The 26,066-nt window shown below is 67.1% G+C and carries 21 protein-coding genes; 15 read left to right on the forward strand and 6 right to left on the reverse strand.

The features are described from left to right. Nucleotides 1-43: 43 nt before the first annotated feature. The 5 genes from QU481_RS05865 (at nt 44) to QU481_RS05885 (ending at nt 5,283) form a co-directional block, all read left to right on the forward strand. Nucleotides 44-454: a MarR family transcriptional regulator gene (locus QU481_RS05865; RefSeq protein ID WP_289828990.1), complete on the forward strand. Its 411-nt coding sequence runs from the start codon at nt 44-46 to the stop codon at nt 452-454. Nucleotides 455-657: 203 nt separating this feature from the next. After that, the gene (locus QU481_RS05870) at nt 658-1,797 is read left to right on the forward strand and encodes an HPP family protein (protein WP_289828991.1); all 1,140 of its coding nucleotides are present in this window, start codon (nt 658-660) and stop codon (nt 1,795-1,797) included. A gap of 365 nt (nt 1,798-2,162) precedes the next feature. Further along, complete coding sequence (locus QU481_RS05875) at nt 2,163-4,112, forward strand: B12-binding domain-containing radical SAM protein (RefSeq protein WP_289828992.1); 1,950 nt, start codon at nt 2,163-2,165, stop codon at nt 4,110-4,112. Between the two features lie 162 nt (nt 4,113-4,274). Further along, complete coding sequence (locus QU481_RS05880) at nt 4,275-5,015, forward strand: sulfite exporter TauE/SafE family protein (protein WP_289828993.1); 741 nt, start codon at nt 4,275-4,277, stop codon at nt 5,013-5,015. A gap of 112 nt (nt 5,016-5,127) precedes the next feature. Continuing rightward, nucleotides 5,128-5,283: a hypothetical protein gene (locus QU481_RS05885; RefSeq protein ID WP_289828994.1), complete on the forward strand. Its 156-nt coding sequence runs from the start codon at nt 5,128-5,130 to the stop codon at nt 5,281-5,283. Between the two features lie 96 nt (nt 5,284-5,379). On the opposite strand, the gene prfA is transcribed toward QU481_RS05885, so the two are convergent. Next, a complete protein-coding gene (prfA, locus tag QU481_RS05890) occupies nt 5,380-6,456 on the reverse strand; it encodes a peptide chain release factor 1 (RefSeq protein ID WP_289828995.1) in 1,077 nt (358 codons plus the stop codon). After that, nucleotides 6,457-7,713, reverse strand: coding sequence for a glutamyl-tRNA reductase (gene hemA, locus QU481_RS05895; protein WP_289828996.1), 1,257 nt, complete (start codon nt 7,711-7,713; stop codon nt 6,457-6,459). It abuts the gene before it with no gap. A gap of 183 nt (nt 7,714-7,896) precedes the next feature. On the opposite strand from hemA, the gene pdxH reads away from it, so the two are divergent. Further along, nucleotides 7,897-8,538, forward strand: a complete 642-nt coding sequence (pdxH, locus tag QU481_RS05900; protein WP_289828997.1) for a pyridoxamine 5'-phosphate oxidase — start codon at nt 7,897-7,899, stop codon at nt 8,536-8,538. 973 nt (nt 8,539-9,511) lie between these two features. Here pdxH and parC read toward each other — a convergent pair. After that, nucleotides 9,512-11,875, reverse strand: coding sequence for a DNA topoisomerase IV subunit A (parC, locus tag QU481_RS05905; protein WP_289828998.1), 2,364 nt, complete (start codon nt 11,873-11,875; stop codon nt 9,512-9,514). 74 nt (nt 11,876-11,949) lie between these two features. On the opposite strand from parC, the gene QU481_RS05910 reads away from it, so the two are divergent. Continuing rightward, nucleotides 11,950-12,420: a GNAT family N-acetyltransferase gene (locus QU481_RS05910; RefSeq protein ID WP_289828999.1), complete on the forward strand. Its 471-nt coding sequence runs from the start codon at nt 11,950-11,952 to the stop codon at nt 12,418-12,420. Nucleotides 12,421-12,601: 181 nt separating this feature from the next. On the opposite strand, the gene QU481_RS05915 is transcribed toward QU481_RS05910, so the two are convergent. After that, nucleotides 12,602-13,345 carry a BPSS1780 family membrane protein gene (locus QU481_RS05915; protein WP_289829000.1) on the reverse strand — a complete coding sequence of 248 codons (744 nt, stop codon included), beginning with the start codon at nt 13,343-13,345 and terminating at the stop codon, nt 12,602-12,604. A 204-nt stretch (nt 13,346-13,549) separates the two neighbouring features. On the opposite strand from QU481_RS05915, the gene tkt reads away from it, so the two are divergent. The 6 genes from tkt (at nt 13,550) to fba (ending at nt 20,716) form a co-directional block, all read left to right on the forward strand. After that, complete coding sequence (gene tkt, locus QU481_RS05920; protein ID WP_289829001.1) at nt 13,550-15,538, forward strand: transketolase; 1,989 nt, start codon at nt 13,550-13,552, stop codon at nt 15,536-15,538. 60 nt (nt 15,539-15,598) lie between these two features. Further along, entirely contained in the window at nt 15,599-16,612 is a 1,014-nt protein-coding gene (gap, locus tag QU481_RS05925; RefSeq protein WP_289829002.1) for a type I glyceraldehyde-3-phosphate dehydrogenase, read from the forward strand. Nucleotides 16,613-16,798: 186 nt separating this feature from the next. Further along, the gene (locus tag QU481_RS05930; protein WP_289829003.1) at nt 16,799-17,980 is read left to right on the forward strand and encodes a phosphoglycerate kinase; all 1,182 of its coding nucleotides are present in this window, start codon (nt 16,799-16,801) and stop codon (nt 17,978-17,980) included. Nucleotides 17,981-18,051: 71 nt separating this feature from the next. After that, nucleotides 18,052-18,933 (forward strand): DUF4349 domain-containing protein, encoded by an 882-nt coding sequence (locus QU481_RS05935; RefSeq protein ID WP_289829004.1) that lies wholly within the window; start codon nt 18,052-18,054, stop codon nt 18,931-18,933. 1 nt (nt 18,934) lies between these two features. Continuing rightward, the gene (locus QU481_RS05940; protein ID WP_289829005.1) at nt 18,935-19,570 is read left to right on the forward strand and encodes a LysE family translocator; all 636 of its coding nucleotides are present in this window, start codon (nt 18,935-18,937) and stop codon (nt 19,568-19,570) included. An 81-nt stretch (nt 19,571-19,651) separates the two neighbouring features. Continuing rightward, nucleotides 19,652-20,716: a class II fructose-bisphosphate aldolase gene (gene fba / locus QU481_RS05945; RefSeq protein WP_289829006.1), complete on the forward strand. Its 1,065-nt coding sequence runs from the start codon at nt 19,652-19,654 to the stop codon at nt 20,714-20,716. A gap of 354 nt (nt 20,717-21,070) precedes the next feature. Here fba and QU481_RS05950 read toward each other — a convergent pair whose 3' ends face one another. Continuing rightward, on the reverse strand, nt 21,071-22,690 hold the full coding sequence (locus QU481_RS05950) for a methyl-accepting chemotaxis protein (RefSeq protein ID WP_289829007.1): 1,620 nt from the start codon (nt 22,688-22,690) through the stop codon (nt 21,071-21,073). A gap of 191 nt (nt 22,691-22,881) precedes the next feature. Between QU481_RS05950 and QU481_RS05955 the strand changes: the two genes are divergently transcribed. Continuing rightward, nucleotides 22,882-23,769 carry a methylated-DNA--[protein]-cysteine S-methyltransferase gene (locus tag QU481_RS05955; RefSeq protein ID WP_289829008.1) on the forward strand — a complete coding sequence of 296 codons (888 nt, stop codon included), beginning with the start codon at nt 22,882-22,884 and terminating at the stop codon, nt 23,767-23,769. Continuing rightward, on the forward strand, nt 23,769-24,662 hold the full coding sequence (locus QU481_RS05960; RefSeq protein ID WP_289829009.1) for a DMT family transporter: 894 nt from the start codon (nt 23,769-23,771) through the stop codon (nt 24,660-24,662). The genes QU481_RS05955 and QU481_RS05960 overlap by 1 nt, the downstream gene beginning before the upstream one ends. Nucleotides 24,663-24,746: 84 nt before the next feature. Here QU481_RS05960 and QU481_RS05965 read toward each other — a convergent pair whose 3' ends face one another. Continuing rightward, nucleotides 24,747-26,066: an ATP-binding protein gene (locus tag QU481_RS05965; protein WP_289829010.1), complete on the reverse strand. Its 1,320-nt coding sequence runs from the start codon at nt 26,064-26,066 to the stop codon at nt 24,747-24,749.

Consider the following 26,066-nt stretch of genomic DNA (forward strand, 5'->3'; position numbering starts at 1 on the left):
GGAGCGGTTAGCATGGGGGCCTGTTCCGTATCGAGGTCCCTCCATGTCTATGCCGCCGCTTGCCAAGGCCGATTACGAAGCGCTCGCCGAATTCCGCTACCAGTTGCGCCGTTTCCTGCGCTTCAGCGAGGAAGTCGCCCAGGAGCACGGGATCACCGTGCTGCAGTACCTGTTGCTCTTGCAGGTGAAGGGCTATCCGGACCGCGAATGGGCGACCGTCGCCGAGCTGGCCGAACGGTTGCAGTCACACCACCACAGCGTGGTGGCGCTGGTGTCGCGTTGCGAAAAGGCCGGCCTCGTCGAGCGCCGCCCCGGGCGCAGCGACCAGCGTTGCGTCGAGGTGCACCTGACCGGGCATGGCGAGGCGCTGCTGGCCGAGCTGGCGCTGCGCCACCAGCAGCAGCTGGCCGAGGTGCAGGGCGAGCTGAAGATCCCTGCGATCGGCAAACGCTGAGCATCGCGAGTTGTCGGCGTTGTTGATCTGGCGCAAGTCCGGCTTGACTGTATCACAATACGATATAAAATTTTCCGTCATTGCCTGCGCCGACGCGCGGTCGGCGCCGCCGTTGTGACGGTTTCCCGACACCGTGCGCGGTTCGGGCCCGATCAACCCGCCGCCCGCCGAATGTTCGGCACGCGGCCTGATGTGACTTCCCCATGTCCTCCCTCCTGCAATTGTTCGCCTGGCGGCGCTGGTGGCCCGAGCCGATGGCGCTGAGCCCGGCGCAGAAGATCAAGGCCGGTCTTGCCGCGCTGTTGGCGATCGGCGTGTCGGCGGCCGTTACCCACTGGACGGTCGGCAACGCGCCGTGGCTGGCCGCGTCAATGGGCGCCGCCTCGGTGATCCTGTTCGTGCTGCCGGCCAGCCCACTGGCGCAGCCGTGGTCCTTCGTCGGCGGCCACCTGGTGTCGGCCGCCATCGGCGTGGCGTGTGCCAAGCTGATCGGCGTGCCGGTGCTGGCGTGCGCCTGCGCGGTCGGCTTCTCGATCATGGCGATGACCTTCCTGCGCTGCCTGCACCCGCCGGCCGGCTCGATCGCGCTGATGGGGGTGATCGGTGGCCCGGCGATCAAGGCGCTCGGCTTTGCCTTCGTGGTGAGCCCGGTGCTGTTCAACTCGCTGCTGATGCTGGGCATGGCGCTGATCCTCAACAATCTGTGGCTGCGCCATCCCTACCCGCGCCCGCTGCCGGTGGCCAACCCGCACCAGGTGGCCGACGCGCCGCCACTGGCGCGGCTGGGCGTGCAGGCCGACGATCTCGACGCGGCGCTGGCGCACTATGGCGAACTACTCGACGTCGGACGCGACGACCTGGCCGGCGTGCTGGCGCTGGCACAGCGCTACGCCGCCGCGCGCGCCCACCACGGGCTCACCTGCGCCGACATCATGAGTCGCGACCTGGTGACGGTGGCGCCGGACAGCTCGCTGCAGGAGGCCTGGCGCAAGCTGCGCCGCCATCGCGTGCGTGCGCTGCCGGTAGTCGACGCCGAGCATCGCGTGCTCGGCGTGCTGGCGCTGGTCGATTTCCTGAAGCGGCTGGACGGCCGCCCCGAGGGGCTGCGCTCGCGGCTGATGAAGCGCTTTGGCCAACGTGGCCGGGCGTCGGAGGTGGGGGCGGTCATGACGTCGCCGGTGGTGTGCGTCGCCGCCACGCAGCCCATCGTCGACGTGGTACCGCTCCTGTCCGACCATGGTCTGCACCACCTGCCGGTGCTCGACGACGCCGGCCGGTTGGTGGGGCTGGTGACGCAGTCGGATCTGATTGCAGCGCTGTATTCGGGGGTGGCGGCGGCGTGAGTATTGGTGGCTGACCCCGCATGACGCTGGCCACCATGATCGATCAATGGGGCGGTTTGACAGCCTCTGCGACGCTCGTCGCCATTCCTTGCTTGCAGGTGTAGTGGCAGGGAATCCAGTGTCCCATACCGGAGCGCTGGCTCATTTCGGCGACGACTGGCGGAACGGTGCGGTGGATGCCGTTTCGTCTAAACCCTAGCGGGACGTGGGCGGCTAGCCTCGGCCGGCCCCTGCCGCTTTTTTAGGCACCGTCCGGCGCGCCGCGTCTGCTGGCGACGCGCCGAATCTGGCAAAATGGCGGGTCGCGGCCGTCGGCATGCGTGCCATGTCGGCGCGCACGGCAGGACGCGACAGATGCAAGGACCATGGATCAAAGCAGTCGCACGTCGCAGCGCGCCCTCGAAGTGGCAGAACACGAGGGCCTGAAGGTCTTGTCGGTGATCCCGCCGATGACCCAGCTCAACACCCCCTACCCGTCCACCGCCTACCTGACCGGCTTCCTGCGCTCGCGCGGCGTCGACGCGGTGCAGGAGGACCTGGCGCTGGCACTGGTGCTGCGGTTGTTTTCGCGCGAGGGCATGGCGCTGCTGCGTGACGCGGTCGACGCGCTGCCGGTGCGGCGCCGTTCGGCCAGCGTGGTGTCCTTCGACGAGCAGTTCGAGCGCTACGAGGCCACCATCGCGCCGACCATCGCCTTCCTGCAGGGGCGCGACTCCACCGTCAGCCACCGCATCTGCACCCGCAACTTCCTGCCCGAGGGGCCGCGCTTTGCCTCGCTGGACGTCTACATCGACGAGGACGGCGGCGACCCGCTCGCCTGGGCGTTCGGCGCGCTGGGCAGCCAGGACCGCGCCCGCCACTTGGCCACGTTGTATCTGAACGACCTGGCCGACGTGCTGCGCGACGCGGTGGATTCGCGCTTCGAGTTCGTCCGCTATGCCGAGTCGCTGGCGATGAGCCAGCCCACTTTCGAACCGCTGGCGCGCGCGCTGGCCGCCGCTCCGACCCTGGTCGACCGGGAGCTGGAAGCGCTGACGCTGGCGGCCATCGAACGCCACCGTCCCGATCTGGTGCTACTGTCGGTGCCGTTCCCCGGCGCGGTGTACGCGGCGTTCCGCATCGCCCAGACCATCAAGCGCCACCACCCGGCGATCCGCCTCGCCTTCGGCGGCGGTTTCGCCAACACCGAGCTGCGCGAGCTGGCCGAACCGCGCGTGTTCGACTACTTCGACTTCGTCACGCTGGACGCCGGCGAGCGCCCGCTGTTGGCGCTGCTGGAACACCTGCAGGGCAAGCGCTCGGCGTCCCGGCTGGTACGCACCTTCGTGCGCGACGAGGAAGGCCAGGTGCGCTACCGTCACTTCCCCGAACCGGACGTGCCATTCGAGGACTGGGGCACGCCGACCTGGGACGGGCTGCCGCTCGACCGCTACCTGTCGCTCTTGGACATGCTCAACCCAATGCACCGGCTGTGGAGCGACGGGCGCTGGAACAAGCTGACCGTCGCCCACGGCTGCTACTGGAAGAAGTGCAGCTTCTGCGACGTGTCGCTCGACTACATCTCGCGCTATGAGACCGCGTCGGCCACCGAGCTGGTCGATCGCATCGAGCAGATCATCGCCGAGACCGGCCAGACCGGCTTCCACTTCGTCGACGAGGCTGCGCCGCCGAAGATGCTCAAGGCGCTGGCCGAAGAGCTGCTGCGCCGCAAGGTGGCGATCTCGTGGTGGGGCAATATCCGCTTCGAGAAGTCGTTCACCCCGGAGCTGTGCCAGCTATTGGCCGAATCGGGCTGCATCGCGATCTCCGGCGGCCTGGAGGTCGCATCCGACCGGCTGCTGAAACTGATGAAGAAAGGCGTGTCGGTCGACCAGGTCGCGCGCGTCACCTACGGCTTCGCCGAGGCCGGCATCCTGGTGCATGCCTACCTGATGTATGGCTTCCCGACCCAGACGGTGCACGATACCGTCGACGCGCTCGAATACGTGCGCCAGCTGTTCGAGGCCGGCTGCATCCAGTCCGGCTTCTTCCACCGCTTCTCCTGTACCGTGCATTCGCCGGTGGGGCAGAACCCGGAGGAATACGGCATCGAGCTGGTGCCGCTGCCGCCGGGCGACTTCGCCAAGAACGACATCGGCTTCATCGACCCGACCGACGTCGACCACGACGCGCTGGGCAAGGCGCTCAACAAGGCGCTGTACAACTACATGCACGGCATCATGCTCGACGAGGACGTGCGGCGCTGGTTCCACGGCAAGGTGCCGCGCCCGCGGGTGCCCAAGCACTTCATCGAGCGCGCGCTGATGGGGCGCTAGTCGCCAGTCGACAGGACAGAACGGCAGCCCATGGGCTGCCGTTTTCATTGGCGGGGGCCATTCCGGCCCTTCTTCTCCCCCCTGCTCCCTGGCATCGTGACCGGCCCGGGGCCGGGCGAATTTCGGTATCCTGACCCTCTGTACAGGTTTTCGGGATGCTTCATGCTGTTAGGACTCGTTCTTATCGCCGGCCTCTGGGCCGGTCTGCAAAACGCCCTCGCCGGTGGCGGCTCGTTCGTGACGCTGCCGGCGCTGATCTTGTCGGGCATGACGCCGTTGGCCGCCAACATCACGTCCACCGTGGCCCTGTTCCCTGGGCAGATGACGTCGGGTCTGGCGGGACGCCGGCTGGTGACCGGCGCGGGCCGGCTGCCGTTCTGGGCGCTGTTCGCGATCAGCATTGTCGGCGGTGCCGTGGGCGGTCTGTTGCTGTTGAATACCTCGTCGGCCGTGTTTGCCCACCTCGTACCCTGGCTGGTGCTGTTCGCCACCACCGTCTTCGCGTGGGGCAGCTTCTTTCGCAAGCAGAGCGACGCCATGGTGCATCTGGGGCCGGGTGGCACGGCCATCGCCCAGTTCCTGATCGCGATCTACGGCGGCTATTTCGGCGGCGGCATCGGCTTTTTGATGATCGCGGCGCTGACGATGGCGGGGCTGCCGACCCGCAACGCCGGCGCGACGAAGAACGCGCTGGCCGGGGTGATGAACGCGTCGGCGGTGGCGCTGTTTGTGACCTCGTCACTGTTGCACTGGCGTGAAGCGATCACGCTGGGCAGCGGCGCGATCGTCGGGGGCTTGCTGGGCTCGTGGGCATTGCACCGGGTCAACGAGAAGGTGTTGCGCGTCGCGATCGTGTGCATCGGGGCGGCGCTGACCGTGGGACTGTTCCTGAAGCCGGTCTGAGCATGGGAATACGCCCCGAATAAATCGGGTGGGCGGCGGGCTCCGCCGCGATGTTCATGCTGCTGGCGCAGGCCGTTGTGAAGCCGGCGGTCCATACCTCGAGGACACCACAGTGCATGCCGCCAAGAAAACCGGCGAGGTCGCCCAGGAAGCCGCCCACGGCACTACCCATGCCGCCAAGGCGGTCGGCCATGGTGTAGTGAGCAAGGCCCGCGAGGGCTATCAGGCGGCCAAGCGGGCGGTGCACAAGGCGATGCAGTCGGCGTAAGCCTCCGGTTCCACGTGAAACTCCGCGCCCGAGCACGGGCACAAAAAAAGGTTGGCCACTCGGCCAACCTTTTTCATTTCTCTCACTTTGCGTCGCTTATTCGCCCATCGCCGCCAGCTGCTCGGCCTGGTGCTCGGCCGACAGCGCGTCGGTCATTTCGAACAGGTCGCCGTCCATGACTTGGTCGAGCTTGTACAGCGTCAGGTTGATGCGGTGGTCGGTGATGCGGCCCTGCGGGTAGTTGTAGGTGCGGATGCGCTCGGAGCGGTCGCCCGAGCCGACCAGGCTCTTGCGCTCGGCCGCTTCCTTCGCCTGCTGCTCGCGGCGCTGGATGTCGTTGATCCGGGCCGCCAGCACCGCCAGCGCGCGCGCCTTGTTCTTGTGCTGCGAACGGTCGTCCTGGCACTCGGCGACGATGCCGGTCGGCAGGTGGGTGACGCGCACCGCCGAGTCGGTCTTGTTGATGTGCTGGCCGCCGGCGCCGCTGGCGCGATAAGTGTCGATGCGCAGATCGGCCGGGTTCAGCACCACCTCGGCCAGTTCGTCGGCCTCCGGCAGCACCGCGACGGTGCAGGCCGAGGTGTGGATGCGGCCCTGCGTCTCGGTGGCCGGCACTCGCTGCACGCGGTGGCCGCCCGACTCGAACTTCAGCTTCGAGTACGCGCCGAAGCCCTCGATGCGCGCGATCACTTCCTTGTAGCCGCCCAGGTCCGATTCAGACGCCGAGACGATCTCGACCTGCCAGCGATTGCGCTCGGCGAAGCGGGTGTACATGCGCAACAGGTCGCCGGCGAACAGCGCCGCCTCGTCGCCGCCGGTGCCGGCGCGCACTTCGAGGAAGATGTTCCGCTCGTCGTTCGGGTCTTTCGGCAGCAGCAGCTTCTGCAGCTCCACCTCCAGTGCCTCGATGCGCTCCTTGCTTTCGGTAATCTCGGCCTGCGCGAACTCCTTCATCTCCGGGTCGGCCAGCATCTCGGTGGCGGCGGCGATATCAGACTCGGCCTGTCGGAACGCGGCGAACGTCTCGACCACCGGGGTCAGCTCGGCGTGCTCGCGGGTCAGCTTGCGGAATTCGTCCATATTCTGCGTGGCGGCTTCACTGGCCAGCAGATGAGTGACCTCCTCCAGCCGCTCGGACAGCGTCGTGAGTTTAGCGGCAATAGACGGTTTCATTCAGACATCACTCCGGTTCAATCGGTAAAGCCGCGCGATGGTATCGATCAGCGCGTCCTGCTCGTCGCCGCGCGCTTGCGACAGCGCTTGCGTCGGCGGGTGCAGCAATTTGTTGGTCAGCTGTTTGGACAGGGCCTCGAGCACCTGTTCGGCCGGCTCGCCCTTGGCGAGCTGCTTGAGCGCCGCGTCAAGCGCGTGGCGGCGGATCCGCTCGCCCTCGTCGCGCAGCGCGCGGATCGTCGGCACGCTGTCGCGCTGCTTGAGCCAGCCGAGGAATTCGTCGACGCGCTCGCGGATGATCACCTCGGCCTGCTCGGCCGCCACCTGGCGCGCCTCGCGGCCGACCTCGACGATGTTGGCGATGTCGTCGACGCTATAGAGGAACACGTCGTTCAGCTCGGCGACCTCGGCCTCGATATCGCGCGGTACCGCGAGATCGAGCATGAACATCGGCCGGTGGCGGCGCGCCTTGATCGCGCGCTCGACCAGACCCTTGCCGACGATGGGCAGGGTGCTCGCGGTGGACGACACCACCACGTCGTAGCGCGCCAGCGACTCGGGCAGCTCGGACAGCAGCATCGCGTTGCCGTTAAGCTGGGCCGCGAGCTTCTCGCCGCGCTCCAGCGTGCGGTTGGCGACGGTGATACAGGACGGGTTGCGCGCGGCGAAGTGGGTGGCGACCAGCTCAATCATCTCGCCGGCGCCGATGAACAGCACCTTCAGCTCCGAGATGGTCGGGAAGATCTGCTCGGCCAGCTTCACCGCGGCGGCGGCCATCGACACCGAACTCGCGCCGATCGCGGTCTTGCTGCGCACTTCCTTGGCGACCGCGAAGGTGCGCTGGAACAGGCCATTCAGCATGGTGCCGAGCGTGCCCTCGTGCTCGGCGACGCGTATCGCGTCCTTGATCTGGCCGAGGATCTGCGTCTCGCCCAGCACCATCGAGTCGAGCCCGGAGGCGACGCGGAACGCGTGGCGCGCGGCCGACGAGGCGTCGAGCCGGTACAGGTACGGCGCGAGCTCGGCCGCGTCCATGTGGTGGAACGCCGCGAGCCACGCCAGCGCGGCGTCCGGGTCGTTGGCCGCACAGTACACCTCGGTGCGGTTACAGGTCGACACGATCGCCGCTTCGCGCGCCGCGTGCGAGCCGACCAGGCTGGCCAGCGCCGACGGCAGCGTCTCCGCCGGAAAAGCGAGCTTTTCGCGGATGGCGAGCGGGGCGGTATGGTGGTTCAGACCGAAGGCGACCAGATGCATCGGGACGAGGCAACAGCGTTGACAAAGGGCTGATTTTACATCAAGAGGACGTCATCGTGGCGGCCAACACCGCCAGGCGCCGATCGGCGCGCGCCGGATTCGGTTCGGCGGCGATAGTGACACTCGCCGTTTTGACGCGGCGGTTCTAAGATACCAGCCATCTTGCCAATGGAGAGCTGTCCCATGCCGTTGAATCTGGCCGATATCCGCAAGGAATACTCGCAACACGAACTGTCACCGGAGGATTGTCTGCCCGATCCGGTCGCGCAGTTCGAAGTCTGGCTGCACGAGGCGGTGCGGGCCGAGGTCAACGAACCGACCGCGATGCATCTGGCGACCGTCGGCGCCGACGGTCGTCCCTCGGCGCGCATTGTGCTGCTCAAGGGCGTCGAGGATGGCCAACTGGTGTTTTACACCAATTACCAAAGCCGCAAGGGCCAGGCGCTGGTTGCCCATCCGTTCGCGGCGCTGACCTTCTTCTGGCCGGAGCTGGAGCGCCAGGTGCGCATCGAGGGCCGGGTCGAGAAGGTGGCGGCGGACGTGTCGGATGCCTATTTCGCGAGCCGGCCGTACAGCAGCCGGCTCGGTGCCTGGGCGTCGGAGCAGAGCCAGGAGATCCCGGCCAAGAGCACGCTGGTGAAGCGGGCGGCGATGTTCGGGGTGAAGTACCCGCTGAACGTGCCGCGTCCGGAGCACTGGGGCGGTTTCGCATTGCTGCCGGATCGGGTGGAGTTCTGGCAAGGCAGGCCGAGCCGGCTGCACGACCGGGTGCAGTATACGCTGCAGGATGACGGCAGCTGGCGGCGGGCGCGTCTGGCGCCGTGATGGGCGTTGGGCGGGCGTTACCTGCCCGTTGCGATGTGTGAGCTTGGCCGAACGGACGTGGTTGTTCGTTCGGCCAAGCTTTTTGTATTGCGGTGATTGGTAGGATGGGTGGAGGGGCTGGTGGCGCAACCCATCATGCTTTCTGGCAAACATGGGAAGCAGATTGTGGGTTTGTCGGTCTCGCCCGACCGGCGACCTCCTTTCTTTGCTTCGCCAAAGAAAAGGAGGCAAAGAAAGGCGACCCCCGCGACGCCGGCCCGCTTTGCGGGCTGCCCTGCGGGCGCCACGGCCAACGGGCGGCTGCGCAACTCGCGCCGGCGTTGCCGGCACTCGAGCAGTGCTCGCCGACATCCCCCGTTGGCCGCGCCGTCCTCGGCGGCGTCGAAGGGGATGGGGAGGTTGTCGGTGGCAATCGCTCAGTTTGTTTGGAAAAACAGTGGGTTGCTTGGGCTGGCTACGGCTGTGGGCAAAATGGCTCATCGGCATCTTGCTGTGGATAACCGCAAAAGTTGGTCGAACGGCGTCATCTCATCGGAGAGGACGGATTCGGTCAGTGTTGATGAGTCAGTCCCAAACCTGGTATCGCTTTTAAAACCTACCGACTCTACTACCGCCGCAATCGACCTGCCCCTCCCCCTTTGCGCTGCCGAGCGATCGTCAAGCGGCCAGGTTTTAAGCCGCCGCATGTTCGAGCGGGCGGACGTTAGCCGCCCGCGAGTTCGGCGGCGCCTGGCCGCTTGGCAGGCGCGAGGGAAGCCGAAGGCCTGCGCATCGGGGGTCGCCTTCTTTTGTCTACTTTTCTTGGCGAAGCAAGAAAAGTAGACCGCCCCGCCGGGCGGGACCGGCGCTGCGACAATTCCCATCAATGCTGGCCGAAAGCGCGGTAAAAATCGGCCGAACTGGCATCACACCCGTTCGGCCAACCTTAACTAGCGGCGCAAACCATCACGCGCCGGCGCCTGGCGCCTATCCCTTACTCGGCACTCTCCGGATCGCGGATCGCCGTCACGGTGCCCTTCTTGCCGGACGGCTTGCCCTTCTTGGCGCGCTTGCCGACGAACTCGGCGAGCGCCAACCGCTCCACGCCGTCCTTGCCGCGTGGGCCGACGATGGACAGCAGCGCCTTCTCGCCGGTCACCAGGCCGATCGCCGTCAGCGCCTCGCCGGCGTCCAGCGCCATCAGCATCAGGCCGCGGCCCTTGGCCAGTTCCTTCAGCTCGCCAACCGGGAACGCCAGCACCCGGCCGTTGTCGGCGGCGGCGACCAGCTGCAGCGTCTCCCACTCGGCCACTGCCGGCACGGCCACCGGCGCCAGCACCGTCTCGGTGTCGTCAAGCGTGATAAACGCTTTGCCGGCCTTCACCCGGCCGGCCATGTCGGCGATCTTGGCGATGAAGCCATAGCCGCCGCTGCCGGCTATGACATAGCGCGAGTCGGCCGGGCCGGCCAGCACCTGGGCGAGCTTGGCGCCGTCCTGCAGCTCCACCAAGCTTGTCACCGGCACGCCGTCGCCGCGGCCGGTCGGCACGTCGGCGGCGTCGATGGTGTACGCACGGCCCTTGGTGTCGAGCACGATCAGCGGCCAGACGGTACGGGTTTCCAGCACCGACGCCAGCGCGTCGCCGTCCTTGAAGCTGAGCGTCGACAGGTCGGCATGATGACCGACGCGGGCACGCAGCCAGCCCTTCTGCGACAGGATGATGGTCACCGGCTCGTCGGCCACGGTCTGCGTCAGCGAGGCGCGCTCGGCGGCCTTGATCTCGCTGCGGCGATCGTCGCCGTACTTGGCGGCGTCGGCCTGGATTTCGTCGATGATCAACTGGCGCTTCGCCTCGTCGTTGCCGAGCAGGTGGCGCAGCCCATCGCGCTCCTCGCGCAGCTCGGACAGCTCCTTCTCCAGCTTGAAGCCCTCCAGTCGCGCCAACTGGCGCAGGCGGATCTCGAGGATGTCCTCGGCCTGCGCCTCGGTCAGGCCGAACGCCTTGATCAGGTCGGGCTTCGGTTCGTCCGACTCGCGGATCACCCGGATCACCTCGTCGATGTGGATGAACGCGATCATCCGGCCTTCGAGGATGTGGATGCGGCGGTCGACCTGGGACAGACGGTGAGCCAGGCGGCGCGTCACCGTCTCGACGCGGAAGTCCAGCCAGTCCTGCAGGATGGCCTTCAGGCCCTTCTGGCCCGGGCGGCCGTCCAGGCCGATCATCACCAGGTTGAACGAGTTGTTGCCTTCCAGGCTGGTCTGCGCCAACAACAGGTTGATGAACTCGTCCGGGTCCTGGCGGCTCGATTTCGGCTCGAACACCAGACGCACCGGCTGCTCGCTGTCCGACTCGTCGCGTACCCGGTCGAGCATCGACAGCATCAGACTCTTCAAGTTCTGCTGCTCTTGCGTCAGCGCCTTCTTGCCGGCCTTGGGCTTCGGGTTGGTCGCTTCCTCGATCTCGGCCAGCACCTTCTGCGCGCTGCTGCCCGGCGGCAGCTCGGTGACGATCACGCGCCACTGCCCGCGTGCGAGCTTCTCCACCTCCCACTTTGCGCGTACCCGCACGCTGCCGCGGCCGGTCTCGTACGCGGCGAGAATGTCCTCGCGCGGGGTGATGATCTGGCCGCCACCCGGGAAGTCCGGCCCCGGCACGTGTTCCATCAGCGCGGCGGTGTCGAGGCTCGGGTCTTGCAGCAAGGCAACCGCGGCCGCCGCGACCTCGCGCATATTGTGCGGCGGGATCTCGGTGGCCAGGCCCACCGCGATGCCGGACGCGCCGTTGAGCAGCACCATCGGCAGCCGCGCCGGCAACAGCTTGGGTTCGTCGAACGCGCCGTCGTAGTTGGGCACGAAGTCGACTGTACCCATGTCGATCTCGGACAGCAGCAGGTCCGCCAGCGAGGTCAGGCGCGCCTCGGTGTAACGCATCGCCGCGGCGCCGTCGCCGTCGCGCGAGCCGAAGTTGCCCTGGCCGTCGATCAGCGGGTAGCGCAGCGTAAAGTCCTGAGCCATGCGCACCAGTGCCTCGTACGCCGAGCTGTCGCCGTGCGGGTGGTACTTACCGAGGATCTCGCCTACCACGCGCGCCGACTTCACCGGCTTGGCGCCGGACACCAGGCCCATGTCCTTCATCGCGTACAGGATGCGCCGCTGCACCGGCTTCTGGCCGTCGGCCACCTCGGGCAGCGCGCGGCCCTTGACCACGCTCATCGCGTATTCGAGGTAGGCGCGCTCGGCGTATTGGTCGAGCGCCAGCCAGTCGCCGCTGTCGTCGGCGACCACGGGCGGGATGCTGGGGGGCGGCGGATTGCCGGTATCGTCCAGCTCGGGGAACAGGATTTCTGTAGTCATAGGCGCGGACACTGCATACCGCATTACGGTGGCATGCTATGTTGTTTGGGGTAACGATATCGGAGGATTCTACTATGGCCAGCCAATTGCAGTGGCAGTGCCACCGCTTCGACGGCTTCACGCCGCTCGGCCTGTATCAGGTGTTGCAGCTGCGCGACCAGGTGTTCGTGGTCGAGCAGCGCTCGATCTACGGTGACATCGACGGCACCGACCTCGATTGCTGGCACTTGTGCGGCCGCGACGGCGATGGCGAGTTGGCGGCCTACGCGCGGCTGATCGCACCGGACGAGAAATACCCGGGGGCGGTGGCGATCGGCCGGGTGGTGGTGGCGCCGGCGTTGCGCGGCCACGGCCTGGGCCGCCAGCTGATGGCCGAGGCGATCGCCCAGTGCGCGCGGCTGTGGCCGGGCGTGCCGATGGCGCTGTCTGCGCAGATCGCCGCGCAGGAGCTGTACCGCCAGTTCGGCTTTGAGACGGAGGGCGAGCCGTACGACGACGGCGGCATCCTGCATATCGACATGCGCCGCCCGGCTGCGGCGGCCTGAGCGTCGCTCACGGCGCCCTCCCGGCGTGGTTGTCCTGCCTCGCCGTACTACTCGTACTGTCTTCGGCAGGACGCCTAGCCGGGGGCGCTTCGCTGTGTGTCTGAGCGATTAGACCCAGAAAGCAACAACGCCGGCGGATCTCGCGATCGCGCCGGCGTTGTGATTCTGGGTCAGCGATTCTTCAGCTCGGCAGCGGCTCGCCGAACACATCCCGCCACGCGGTATAGCCGGTCACGTACATCACCGGGAACCACAAGAGCAGGCCCAGGCCCAGCGGCAGCAGCGCCAGGCCGAACAGCACCGTCATCATCACACCGCAGACCAGCATCGCCGGCCAGTTGAGCAGGCCGCCGCGCACGCCGGCCTTCACCGCGGCCCAGGCGCCCTGCCCGGACAGCGTCACCAAGGGCGGCGCGAACCAGGTCGCCGCGCCGATCGCGAAGCCGAGCACCACCGCCAGCACGAACAGCACGATGCTGAAGCCGAAACCGGCGCTGGCACTGTCGGCGGCCACCTTGGCGCCGATGCCCAGCGCCGAGCCGACCAAGCCGATCACCAACAGCGCGGCCGCCACCAGCACGATGCAGAACAGCGCCACGCCGAACAGCGGCTGCAGCGCGCGGCGGAAGCCCTCGAACAGGTCGGAGAGCTCCAGCTCGCCGCCCTGGCTCGCCTTGTGCGCGGCCAGCACAAAGCCGCCGGCGAACACCGGCGAGAGCAGGAACGACAGCACCTGGCCGATGCCGGGCACCAGGCTCATCGCCAGGTTGATCACGATGAAGGTCAGCGCCAGCAGCACCCAGGTCAACGGCTGCGGACGGACCAGGTAAAACGCCTCGACGATCCAGCGCCAACCGCGGCTGGCACCGACCTTGCGGGGGGTGACGCCGGCCGGCGGCGGGTAAACAGAATCGGGCAGACTCAATTGATCCTCCTGCGTGGGGCAGCTCGATAGGCCGCCATACTATTGAAAAGCTTGACCAAAATGACGGCGAGGTCAAGAAAGGTGCGGCGCGGCAGGTTGCCGCAACGCGACAAAATCGGGGATAATCCCCTGATTTCGCGACGCTTCCATTACCCGATGCCAGCGTCGTTTCCGGTATTTCACAGTCTCGAGGTTTTTTCCGACATGGTCACCCGAACCGAGCTTGCCAACGCGATCCGTTTCCTGTCGATGGACGCGGTAGAACAGGCCAAATCCGGTCACCCCGGCGCCCCGATGGGCATGGCCGACATCGCCGAAGTGCTCTGGCGCGATTTCCTCTCGCACAATCCGGCCAATCCGAACTGGGCCAACCGCGACCGCTTCGTGTTGTCGAACGGTCACGGTTCGATGCTGATCTACAGCCTGCTGCACCTGACCGGTTACGACCTGTCGGTCGACGACCTGAAACAATTCCGCCAGCTGCACAGCAAGACCCCGGGCCACCCGGAGTACGGCTACGCGCCTGGCATCGAAACCACCACCGGTCCGCTCGGACAGGGTATCACCAATGCGGTCGGCATGGCGCTGGCCGAGAAGATGCTGGCCGCCCAGTTCAACCGTGACGGCCACACCGTGGTCGACCACAACACCTGGGCCTTCCTCGGCGACGGCTGCCTGATGGAAGGCATCTCGCATGAGGCATGTAGCCTGGCCGGCACCTGGGGCCTGGGCAAGCTGATCGCGTTCTGGGACGACAACGGCATTTCCATCGACGGCGACGTCGACGGCTGGTTCACCGACAACACCCCGGCGCGCTTCGAGGCGTACGGCTGGCAGGTGATCAAGAACGTCAACGGCCACGATCCGGTCGAAATCGCCACCGCAATCCAGACTGCCAAGAAGACCAGCGACCGTCCGACGCTGATCTGCTGCAAGACCACCATCGGCCACGGCGCTCCGAACAAGCAGGGCGGCCACGACGTGCACGGTGCACCGCTGGGCGCGGCCGAGATCGCCGCCGCGCGCGAGCACCTGAACTGGCCGCACGTGCCGTTCGAGCTCCCGGCCGACATCTACGCCGCCTGGGGCGCCCGCGACGCCGGTGCCGCGCGCGAAACCGAGTGGAACCAGCGTTTCGCCGCCTACCGCGCCGCCTACCCGGAACTGGCCGCCGAGTTCGAACGCCGCATGGCGGGCGAGCTGCCGGCCGACTGGGAAGCCATCAAGGCCGCCGCGATCGCCAAGATCGCCGACGCGGCCCAGACCGTCGCCACCCGCAAGGCCAGCCAGATCGCCATCGAGGCGTTCTCGCCGAGCTTCCCGGAATTCGTCGGCGGTTCCGCCGACCTGACCGGCTCGAACCTGACCAACTGGACCGGTTCGAAGTGGATCGACAAGGAAGGCAACGGCAACTACATCAGCTACGGCGTGCGCGAATTCGGCATGGCCGCGATCATGAACGGCATGACGCTGCACGGCGGCCTGCGCCCGTACGGCGGCACCTTCCTGATGTTCAGCGAATACGCGCGCAACGCGCTGCGCATGGCTGCGCTGATGAAGATCAACCCGATCTTCGTGTTCACCCACGACTCGATCGGCCTCGGCGAAGACGGCCCGACCCACCAGCCGGTGGAGCAGACCGCCACGCTGCGCTACATCCCGAACATGGACACCTGGCGTCCGTGCGACACCACCGAGGCCGCCGTGGCCTGGGCGCACGCGATCGAGCAGAAGACCCGCCCGTCCAGCCTGATCCTCAGCCGTCAGAACCTGCCGTTCGTTTCACGTGAAACCCAGCAGGTCGCCGACATCGCGAAAGGCGGCTACGTGCTGCGCGACGCGGCCGGCGCCCGTGCCGTGCTGATCGCCACCGGTTCCGAAGTGGACCTGGCGCTGAAGGCGCAGGAAGCGCTCGCGGCCGAAGGCATCGCGGTACGCGTGGTGTCGATGCCGTCGACCAATGTGTTCGACCGCCAGGACAAGGCCTACCAGCAGAGCGTGCTGCCAGCCGGTATCCCGCGTGTCGCGATCGAAGCCGGCGTGTCCGACTTCTGGCGCAAGTACGTCGGCCTGGAAGGCGACGTGGTCGGCATCGACACCTTCGGTGAATCGGCCCCGGCCGGCGTGTTGTTCAAGGAATTCGGCTTTACCGTGGACAACGTCGTCGAAAAAACCAAGAACGTGATCCAGTAAAGCAATCAGGCCGACCCGGCACGACGATCGGGCGGCCTTTTCATCATTTTGGGAGAGAAAATGACCATCCGTGTTGCGATCAATGGCTACGGCCGTATCGGCCGTCAGGCCCTGCGCTCGATCTACGAATACAACCTGCGCGGCGACTTCGAAATCGTGGCGGTGAACGCCTCGGGCGATCTCGCCACCAACGCGCACCTGACCAAGTTCGACACCGTGCACGGCCGCTTCGCCGCCGAGGTGAGCCACGACGAGAAGAACCTGATCGTCGACGGCGACGTGATCCCGTTCTTCTCCACCCGCGACCCGCGCGAGCTGCCGTGGAAGGCGCTGAACGTCGACCTGGTGCTCGAGTGCACCGGCGCGTTCACCTCGAAAGAGAAGTGCCAGCTGCATATCGACGCCGGCGCCAAGAAGGTGCTGATCTCGGCCCCGGGCGGTGACGACGTCGACGCCACCATCGTGTACGGCGTGAACCACGACGTGCTCACCAGCGACATGACCGTGGTGTCGAACGCCTCGTGCACCACCAACTGTCTGGCGCCGGTGGCCAAGGCGCTGAACGACGAGATCGGCATCGTGAAGGGCCTGATGACCACCATCCACGCCTTCACCAACGACCAGGTGCTGACCGACGTGCGTCACAAGGACCTGCGCCGCGCCCGCTCGGCCACCGAGAACATGATCCCGACCAAGACCGGCGCGGCCAAGGCCGTGGGCCTGGTGCTGCCGGAATTGAAGGGCAAGCTGGACGGTTTCGCGGTGCGCGTGCCGACCATCAACGTGTCGCTCGTGGATCTGACCTTCGAAGCCGGCCGCGACACCACCGTCGACGAAGTGAACGCCATCGTCAAGGCCGCCTCCGAAGGCAAGATGAAGGGCACGCTGGGCTACAACACCCTGCCGCTGGTTTCCAGCGACTTCAATCACAGCACCGAAGGCTCGGTGTTCGACGCCACGCTGACCAAGGTGTCCAACGGCAACATGGTGAAGGTGCTGGCCTGGTACGACAACGAGTGGGGCTTCTGCCAGCAGATGCTGCGCACTGCCCGCGCGATGTTCGCCGCCAAGTAAGCGCTGCTTCAAAGCCCTTCCGGCGCTGTCGCCCTGCCCTTCCGTACTTTAGGTACTGTCTGCGCAGGGCACCTGGCCGGAACCGTTGTGCCGGGTTGTGAGCCGCTCTGCGCAAGCTCTGCCCCACTATTGTCCACGCCGCGCCCTGCGTTCCACGCCCCGCGCGGCGTCCGTACGGATGGAATCATGCAATTCAAGAAACTGACCGACCTGGATCTCGCCGGCAAGCGCGTGCTGATCCGCGTCGACATGAACGTGCCGGTGAAACACGGCCTGATCGGGGACGACACCCGCATCCGCGCCAGCCTGCCGTCGATCCACTACTGCCTGGAAAAAGGCGCCGGCGTGGTGCTGATGACCCACCTGGGCCGTCCGACCGAAGGCGAGCCGAAGCCGGAAGACAGCCTCGCCCCAGTGGCGGTGCGCCTGTCCGAACTGCTCGGCCAGACCGTGCCGGTGAACAAGAGCTGGCAGGAGCGCCCGCTGGAAGTGCAGCCGGGCCAGGTGGTGCTGCTGGAAAACGTGCGCCTGAACCGCGGCGAGAAGAAGAACAACGAGGAGCTGGGCCGCGCCTACGCCAGCCTGTGCGACGTGTTCGTCAACGACGCGTTCGGTACCGCGCACCGCGCCGAGGCCTCGACCCACGCGGTCGCCCAGTTCGCCCCGGTGGCCTGTGCCGGCATCCTGCTGTCGGCCGAGCTCGACGCGCTGTCCAAGGCGCTGGAAGCGCCGGCCCGCCCGCTGGTGGCGATCGTCGCCGGCTCCAAGGTGTCGACCAAGCTGACCATCCTGGAGAGCCTGGCCGACAAGGTCGACCAGCTGATCGTCGGCGGCGGCATTGCCAACACCTTCCTGCTGGCCGAAGGCCATGGCATCGGCAAGAGCCTGGCCGAGCCGGAACTGGTGGCCGAGGCGAAGAAGGTGATCGCCAAGATCCGCGCCCACGGTGGCGACGTGCCGTTGCCGTCCGACGTGGTGGTGGCGGCCGAGTTCTCGGAGAACGCCGACGACACCCTGAAGCACGTCGACGAGGTGACCAAGAACGACATGATCCTCGACATCGGACCGGCTTCGGCCGAGGCGCTGGCCGAGATCGTCGAGCGCGCCGGCACCGTGGTGTGGAACGGCCCGGTCGGCGTGTTCGAGTTCGACCAGTTCGCCGGCGGCACCGAGGCGCTGGCGCACGCCATCGCCGAATCGCCGGCGTTCTCGATCGCCGGTGGTGGCGACACCCTGGCGGCGATCGCCAAGTTCGGCGTCACCGACAAGATCAGCTACATCTCCACCGGCGGCGGTGCCTTCCTCGAGTTTCTCGAGGGCAAGGAACTGCCGGCCGTGGCGATCCTGAGCGCACGCGCGCAGGACTGAGCGAAGGGAATGACATTGGGTTAGCCGGAGAGGATTAATGCATAATGCATTTTTTCTTTAAGGTTGACCCGATGTTTACAAACATTTCCCCGGAAGGATGGCGCCGCGGCAGTCGTGCCGCGGCCTTGTTCATGGTGCTGCTCGCCAGCGCCTGCGGCAAAAAGGACATGCCGCCCGATGGCAGCGGGGCACCGCTCGAGGCCAGTTCGCCCGCGGCGACCATCGCGGCCATGGCCGACAAGGCCGGTCGGCTGGTGGCGATGAATCACCTGATCGGCGTCGTCACCGACGGCGACAAGCAGGAGAAAGCCTGGCTGGCCATTCTGGCGCAGTGCGCCGAACTGGACTGCTACGCGCGAAAGGCCAGCTTCGGCGGCGACGAGGACGCCCCCGCCCATCTGGAACTGAGCGTGGCGCGGCCCGATGTGGATAAAATGGTCGGCACGATCCGCGCGCAGGGCAAGGTGCGCAGTTACCAGCTCGAGCAGCAGGATCGTACCGAGGACATGGTCGCGCTGAACGAGCAAATCCGCTCACAGCAGGCATTACGCGATAAACTGCAAGCCGAGCAACCCAAGGCTACGCCGGGGGGCGCGACGGCGAGCCCGTTGGCCGAACAGCAGGAAGCGGCCCGGCAGAACATGGCACAGCTAACGGCCCAGCAGGCCGCCCTGAGCCTGGCGGTGCGCCGCGATACAGTCGTTGTCGATCTGAGCGCCGAGGGCGGGGCCTGGCAGTCGAAAACCTGGCAGCCGGTCGCCAAGGCGTGGGCCGCTTCGGCCGGGCTGTTCGCGTCGAGCCTCGGCGTGGTGCTGAGCGTGGTGGCCTGTGTGGCGCCGTGGGCCCTGGCGCTGTTGCTGCTGATCGCGCTGGTGCGCGCCGTGCGTCGCTATTGCTTTACCCCCCGGTCTGGCGCGCTGCCGGTGCCGGAAGCCGAACAAAGGACGGATTGAGATGCCCATCGATACCTGGTTGCTGTTCATCGGTACCGTGTTCTTCGTGTCGGCCACGCCCGGCCCGAACATGCTGCTGGCGATGACGCACGGCATCCACTACGGCGTGCGCCGCACGCTGGCGACCTGTGCCGGCCTGATGAGCGGGCTGGCGATCATCATGTTCGGTTCGGCAGCGGGCCTGGGCGCGCTGTTGGCGACGTCGGCGCTGCTGTTCAGCGTGGTGAAGTACGCCGGCGCGGCGTATCTGATTTACCTCGGCATTCGGACCTGGCGCGCTGCGCCGACGCCGGTCGAGGAAAGCGCGCTGGCCGAGCCGGCGCGGCTGCCGAGCGCTTGGCAGCGCTTTCGCACCGGTTTCCTGGTGTCGATGAGCAATCCCAAGGCATTCATCTTCTTCACCGCGCTGTTCCCGCAGTTCATGGACGCGAAGCTGCCGCAGGGTCCGCAGCTGGCGGTGCTGGCGGCGAGCTTCTTCGTGATCGAGAGCGTCTGGCAGCAGATCTACGCCGGCGGCGGTCAGAAGATGGCGCGCTGGCTGAACAATGCGCGGCGCCTGAAGATGGTCAACAAGGTATCCGGCGGCTGCTTCGTCAGCGCCGGCGCTCTGCTGACCAGCGTGTCGCGGCACGCCTGACGGTACAATAGCGCACGACAACCCCGACAACGACGCGGCGCCGACGGCGACGCGTCCCCCCGATTACCCTGGAGACACAGTATGGCACTCGTTTCGATGCGACAGCTGCTGGACCACGCCGCCGAGTTCGGCTACGGTCTGCCGGCGTTCAACGTGAACAACCTCGAGCAGATGCGCGCAATCATGGAAGCGGCCGACAAGGTCGACGCTCCGGTGATCGTGCAGGCTTCGGCCGGCGCGCGCAAATACGCCGGCGCCCCGTTCCTGCGCCACCTGATCCTGGCCGCGGTCGAAGAATTCCCGCACATCCCGGTGGTGATGCACCAGGACCACGGCACCAGCCCGGACGTATGCCAACGCTCGATCCAGCTGGGCTTCAGCTCGGTGATGATGGATGGCTCGCTGAAGAGCGACGGCAAGACCCCGGCCGACTATGCGTACAACGTCGACGTGACCCGCACCGTGGTCAACTTCGCCCACGCCTGCGGCGTGTCGGTGGAAGGCGAGATTGGTTGCCTGGGTAGCCTGGAAACCGGCATGGCCGGTGAGGAAGACGGCGTCGGCGCCGAGGGCGTGCTCGATCACTCGCAGCTGCTGACCGACCCGGAAGAAGCGGCGCAGTTCGTGAAGGACACCGGCGTGGACGCGCTGGCGATCGCGATCGGCACCAGCCACGGCGCCTACAAGTTCACCCGTCCGCCGACGGGCGACATCCTGGCGATCGACCGCATCAAGGCGATCCACGCGCGCCTGCCGAACACCCACCTGGTGATGCACGGCAGCTCGTCGGTGCCGCAGGAATGGCTGGCGATCATCAACGAGTTCGGCGGCGAAATGCCGGAAACCTACGGTGTGCCGGTGGAAGAGATCGTCGAGGGCATCAAGCACGGCGTGCGCAAGGTGAACATCGACACCGACCTGCGCCTGGCATCGACCGGCGCGGTGCGCCGCTTCCTGGCGCAGAACCCGTCCGAGTTCGACCCGCGCAAGTTCCTGGCGGTATCGACCGTGGCGATGCGCGACATCTGCATCGCGCGCTACGAAGCGTTCGGCGCGGCCGGCATGGCCAGCAAGATCAAGGCGATCAACCTCGACACCATGGCGGCCAAGTACGCCAAGGGTGAGCTGGCGCAGATCGTCAAGTAAGCGGGGATCGAACCCCTAGCAATGCCGCCCGAGGGGCGTAATGCCGTTCACTTAAGCCGTTCAGTCCGGATTTTAGCTTCGAAGAACGCTTGGAAGTAACAAAAAAGCACCGTTTTTCCACCTTGGTGGGCGGTGCTTTTTCCTTAAGTGAACGGCATTAGCCCGAGGGGCGGCATTTTTTTTGTCTCTTTGAGATAGGGGCTCCGTGAGTCCGGGGGCTGCCATGGGGTTCGTCAATGTTGGCCGACCCGGCGAGCCCCGCCGGGTAGCGATGGCCTTCCAGAAAACCGTTTCACGTGAAACCGGCATGAAAAACGCCGCCCGAGGGCGGCGTGTCGTTGAGTGGCTGGAAGCTTAGATCCGGAAGCGGCTGACCGCCTGCTCCATTCGCTGAGCCAGCTCGGCCATCTCGCAGGTCGCGTCGTTGGCGCGACGTGCCGCTTCGGCGTTGTCGCCCGACATGCCGGCGATCCGCTCGACCTGGCCGGCGATCTCGTTGCTGGCAACGCTCTGCTCCTTCAACGAGCCGGAGATCTCGTGGTTCACCGACACCACGCGCTCGGCGTTCTGCTGGATGCCGGTCATCGCCTCGCCGGACTCCTGGGCCAGCTGCACCCCGGATTCGACGCGCGACACCGCGGTCTGCATCGCGCGGATCGACTGGTCAGCGCTGCCCTGGATGGAGCTGATCATCTCGGCGATCTCCTGGGTAGAGCTGGCGGTCTTCTCGGCGAGTTTGCGCACCTCGTCGGCAACCACCGCGAAGCCACGGCCCTGCTCGCCGGCACGCGCCGCTTCGATCGCCGCGTTCAGCGCCAGCAGATTGGTCTGGTCGGCGATATCCTTGATCACGCCGATGATCGTCGAGATGTTGCCGACCTGGCTGCCGAGCGTCTCGAGCGTGGCGGCGGTGTCGTTGACCGCGCCGGCGATGGTGCGGATCTCGTCGGTGGCGCGGCCGATCACCTCGCTGGCGGCGCGCGATTCGTCGCCGCTTGCCTGCGTCAGCTGCAGCGCCTCGCCGGCGTTGTCCGACACATGGTTGATGCTGACGGTCAGCTGTTCGATCGCGGCGGCCATTGCGGATGCCGCCTCGGCCTGCTGGCCGGAACCGGTCGACACCTGGTTGGCCGAGTCGCGGATCCGGCCGCTCGCCTGGCTCAGCGCCTGCGCGTGCTCGCGGATGTTGTGGATCATGCTGGCCAGATCGCGCTGCATACATGAGATGCTGCCGAGTAGGCTGTCGTCGCTGCCGCTGATCTCGAGGCGATGATTGAGGTTGCCGGCGCTGATCTCGCGCACGGCCTCGACCGCGTACGCCGGTTCGCCGCCGAGTTGGGTGAGGATGCGGCGCGTGATCAGCGTCATCATGCCAACCAAGAGCAGCATCACCGCGCCGATAATCAGGCCAACGCGCAGCACGCTGTTCCAGAAGTGCTCGTTCAGGTCGTCGACGTAGATACCGGTGGCGGTGTACCAGCCCCAGGGTGCGAATTCGGCCGCGTAACCGATCTTCGGTTTCGGCTCGCCGCCGACGGCCTTCGGAAACGCGTACTGGATATAGCCCTTGCCGCCGTCGCGTTTGAGCATGGTTTCCCAGGCCTCACCGAGGTCGATGCCATCGGCGGTCTTCGCGCCGCGCAGCGACTTGCCGATGAACTGCGGGGCGGTGGCGGTGGCGCGCTCGATCATGTCGCGGTCGAACACGAAGTAGTCGCCGTTTTCGCCGTAGCGGGTATGGTTGACCATGTCGACCGCCAGCGCTTGTGCCTGTGCACGGGTCAGCTCGCCGCGTTGCACGCGCGCTTCGAGCCGAGCGAACTGTGCGTTGACGGTGTCGACCAGATCGGCCAGTTGATTCTTGCGTGCATCGATCAGCGCGCTGTGCTGTGAGTAGATCAGCGAGCCGGTGACCAGCGCCATGCCGACCATGGTGATCGCCACCGCCGAGAACAGGCGGGTTCGTAATGTCATTTTCATTAAGGCATGCTTCCGGGTGAAGTTGGGGGCGACATCTTGTTATCGGCCTGGGCGTTGGGAGCTGGAGCGGGCCGCCGCGGCACCAGGTGGGGCTGGCTAGGGGTAGTTCAGCAAGAATCGGGTCGAAACGGGCGGGTCGGCCACTTACACTCGACACATGGAATTCCGGTAGGAGGTAGTCTGTCATGTTGTCAGACAATGAAGATGGCTTGCAAGCGAGAGATTATCAGCGAATCGCGAGTGCGATCGGCTGGTTGACCCGGCACGCCGAGGAGCAGCCGGCTCTCGCCGAACTGGCCGGCGCGTTGAATCTGTCCGAGAGCCATTTGCAGCGCTTGTTCACCCGGCTCGCCGGGGTCAGTCCGAAGCGCTTCGTCCAGCACCTGACGCTGTCGGCGGCCAAGGCGCGACTCGCCGACGGCGGAGCGCTGCTGCCGCATGCTTACGCGCTCGGCCTGTCGGGCGGCGGGCGCCTGCACGACCTGTTCGTCACGCTCGAAGCGATGACGCCGGGCGAGTACCGTGCCGGCGGCGCCGGCTTGACGCTGCGCTGGGGCGTGCATGCGACCCGCTTTGGCCCGGTGGTGATCGCCATGAGTCCGCGTGGCGTCTGCTTGGTCGAGTTCGTCGATGACGACGCGCCGGCGGTGTTGCGCGTGGCACAGCGTTGGCCGAATGCGCGGCTCGTCGGCGAGCCGGCAGCGACCGCGACCATCGCGACACGGCTGTTCGAGCCGCTCGCCGCCGCGTCCGGCCAGCCGCTGCCTCTGCTGGTGAAGGGTAGCAACTTTCAGCTGCAGGTATGGCGCGCGCTGCTGACCATCCCCTATGGTGAGCTTGCCAGCTACCGGCAGATCGCCGCCGCGATCGGCCAGCCGGGCGCGAGCCGCGCGGTCGGCAACGCCGTCGGCGCCAACCCGCTTGCCTGGCTGATTCCCTGTCACCGGGTGATCCGCGCCGAGGGGGCACTCGGCGACTACCGCTGGGGCCTTGAGCGCAAGGCCGCACTGATTGGCTGGGAGGCGGCCGAGGTCGATCGCGCCGCCGAGCCCGCCACCGCCGAGGAGGCATGATGGAGCGTCAGGACCTGATGTCGTTGCTGTTGCTCGCCGCGCTGTGGGGCGCGTCGTTCCTGTTTATGCGCGTCGCCGCACCGCTGTTCGGCCCGCCCGCGCTGATCGCGCTGCGCGTCGGCCTGGCGGGGCTGGTGCTGCTGCCCTTGCTGCTGTGGTCGGGTGAATGGCGTTATTTCAGGAGCCACGCCGGCCCGCTCGCGCTGATGGGCGTGCTGAACCTGGCCCTGCCCTTCTTGCTGATCGCCTGGGCGCTGCTCAGCCTGCCGGCCGGCGTCGGCTCGGTGCTCAACGCCACCACTCCACTGATGACCGCACTGCTCGCGTGGCCGATGGCGCGCGAGCCGCTGACGCGGCGCCGGCTGGTCGGGCTGCTGCTAGGGCTCTCTGGCGTGGTGGTATTGGTGGTAGGCAAGGGAGGTTTCATCGGCGACCACAACGCCGGGCCGCTACCGGTACTGGCGATGCTCGGCGCGACCGCGAGCTACGGTGTCGCTGCGCACCTGGCGCGTCGCCTGCTGGTCGGGGTGCCGCCGCGGGTGTCGACTTGCGGCAGCCTGATGGTGGCGAGCCTGTTGCTGCTGCCGCTGGCGGCGAGCCATTGGCCCGTTGCAGTCATCCCGCGAGAGGGCTGGATGGCGGTGGCGGGGCTGGCGCTCGGCAGCACCGCGTTCGCCTACCTGCTCTATTACCGGCTGCTGGCGCGGCTCGGCGCCACCCGTGCGGTGACGGTGACGTATCTGGTGCCGCTGTTCGGGGTGCTGTGGGGCGTGCTGCTGCTTGGGGAGACGCTGCGGCCGGCGATGCTCGTCGGCGCCCTGCTGATCCTCGCCGGGGTGGCGTGGACGCAGGGGGCGGTATCGTTCGGCAGGCTGGCGAAGAACCCGCGCTGAGCACCCTCCCCTCCCGGTCGCCTCGCCGTGCCGACACGGATAAGACAACGCCCCCGATACCGGGGGCGTTGTCTTGTGGCGTGTTTATTGGCGCGGCAGGGTCACCTGCACGGCGAAGCCGCCATCGTCCGGGTCGAGAAAGCGCAGCACGCCTTCGTGCTGCTTGACGATGCGCGACACGATCGCCAGGCCCAGACCGCTGCCGCCGTCGGTGCCGCGGTGCTCGGCCAGTCGCTCGAACGGTGCCAGCGCCGCCTCGCGTTGCGCGGCGGCGATGCCCGCCCCCTGGTCGGTGACGGTCAGCCTGACGCCGGCGTCGTCGGCGTCCACCGTCACCACGATCGGCGTCGCCCCGTAGCGGCGCGCGTTCTCGATCAGGTTCGACAGCAGCCGCTCCATCGCCAGCGGGTCGAGCTGCAGTTCTGCGTCGGTATGGCGCTCCAGATGCACGTCCAGGTCTTCGCGCCTGAAGCGCGCCACCACGCTGTCGGCCAGCTCGGCCAAGGCGACCGGCTCACGGTGCAGGACCTCCTCGCTGCGCGCGAAGTCGATGAACTGGCGGACGATGCGCGATAGCTCGTCGATGTCGTCGAGCATCCCCTCGCGGTCGGTGTTGTCCGGCTGCAGTTCGACGCTGAGCTTCAGCCGGGTCAGCGGGGTGCGCAGGTCGTGCGACAGCCCGGCCAGCATCAGCCGGCGCTCGCGCGCGGCGGCGTCGAGCGCGACGACCATGCTGTTGAAACGCCGGGTGAAGCTGACGATTTCGTGCGGGCCGGTCGGCGGCACCGGAGCCGGCGTCTGGCCCTCGCCGAGCTGGTGCGCGGCGCCAGCCAGCCGTATCAGCGGCCGAGTGACCCGCCACGCGATCAGGAACGCGACGACCATCGCCAGCAGCGACGCCAGCGTCGCCGCCAGCCAGATCGCGTGGGTGGTCCCGCCGGTGAAGCGGCCGAGCGGCAGCACCAGCCAGTACTGCTCACCCACCACGTGGACGGACACCCACAGCTCGTTGCGGTCGCCGAGGCGGCGCCAGCGTACCGGCACCGGTTCGCCGAGCCCTACCGACAGCCGCTCGCGCAACGCGGTACCGAGCGACGGCATCCTGTCCGAGAACTCGATGCCGTTGGCGGCATCGTTCGGCAGCAGCTGCGGCAGGCCGGGACGGTTGTACGATTCGAGGAAACGCGGCCGCTCGGCGCGCGGCAGCACGTCGAGCATGCCTTCCAGGTCGGCCAAGGTGTTGACCACCTCGGTATAGAGCTGCTGGCTGACCAGATGGGTGCGCTCGCGCGCCGCCAGCCACAGCGTGAACGTCTGGCTGCTGATCACCGTCAGTACAACCAGCAGCACCAGCCGGAAAAACAGCGTGTCGGTAGCGCGGCGCAGCCGGGTCAGCCCCCTCAT

This window comes from Crenobacter oryzisoli (genome assembly GCF_030385785.1).
GTDB lineage: Bacteria > Pseudomonadota > Gammaproteobacteria > Burkholderiales > Chromobacteriaceae > Crenobacter_A > Crenobacter_A oryzisoli.